This window comes from Pseudochrobactrum lubricantis (assembly GCF_041929865.1).
GTDB classification, from domain to species: domain Bacteria; phylum Pseudomonadota; class Alphaproteobacteria; order Rhizobiales; family Rhizobiaceae; genus Pseudochrobactrum; species Pseudochrobactrum saccharolyticum.
Genome location: NZ_JBHEEE010000050.1, coordinates 1 through 817, shown reverse-complemented (window position 1 = coordinate 817; position 817 = coordinate 1). Strand labels below are relative to the sequence as shown.

Annotated in this window: 1 protein-coding gene; it reads right to left on the bottom strand. The window is 53.7% G+C overall.

Annotated features, from left to right (window positions below; all coding sequences use genetic code 11):
* Positions 1–53: 53 nt before the first annotated feature.
* Entirely contained in the window at positions 54–755 is a 702-nt protein-coding gene (locus tag JNC80_RS19985; protein ID WP_055661736.1) for an IS6 family transposase, read from the bottom strand.
* Positions 756–817: the final 62 nt, after the last annotated feature.

Genomic DNA, 817 nt, shown 5'->3' with positions numbered 1-817 from the left:
GGTGTTGTCACGTTAAGTTTCTCTGGCCGGAAAGGCCAGGGGCTCGTAGATATTCAGGCGAAACAGGCCGCAATTTTCCATGCATCGAAAGCTTCGAGGCGATGGTAGCGAATTGTGTGTGCGGCTCGGCGACGAGATGGAACAGAGAAACAATTGCGGGTCGCTGAGTGCATGGAGACGAACCGTTGCAACGCTCCAGGTGACCGATGACCTTGCATGGTTCGCTCCCGTTTCCTAAACGGCAGATGGCTATTTTCGGCCCGATTATTGAGGCCCTTGTGCGACCAATGGTCAAGGCCGGGTGCCACTTCTGCCTTTGCTGCACCGTAGGAGCGGAGCTTATCGGTGATGATCCGTTTGGGAGCAAAGCCATAGCGCTTCATTAACGCCACAAGCAATCGCTTTGCCGCCCTTTTATCACGCCGCTTCTGCAAGATTTCTTCGAGAACGGAGCCATGTTGATCCACCGCACGCCAAAGCCAGAATTTTTCTCCAGCGCATTTGACGACCACTTCGTCCAAATACCAAATATCGCCGGGGCGCGCCTGACGCCGCCGCAAGTTGCGTGTGATCTGGGGGCCGAACTTGGCGATCCAACGACGAACTGTCTCGTATGATACGTCGATTCCACGCTCAAGCAGCATTTCCTCAACTTCACGCAGACTAAGGTTGAACCGCAGATAAAGCCACACCGCATGAGCAATAATCTGTGGCGGAAAACGGTGACGCTTGAAGATGATATCTGATGTCTGCATCGCCAAAATTTACGCCCAAACCGTCAGGCAGGCAACTGTAGCCCAGTTAACGTGACAACACC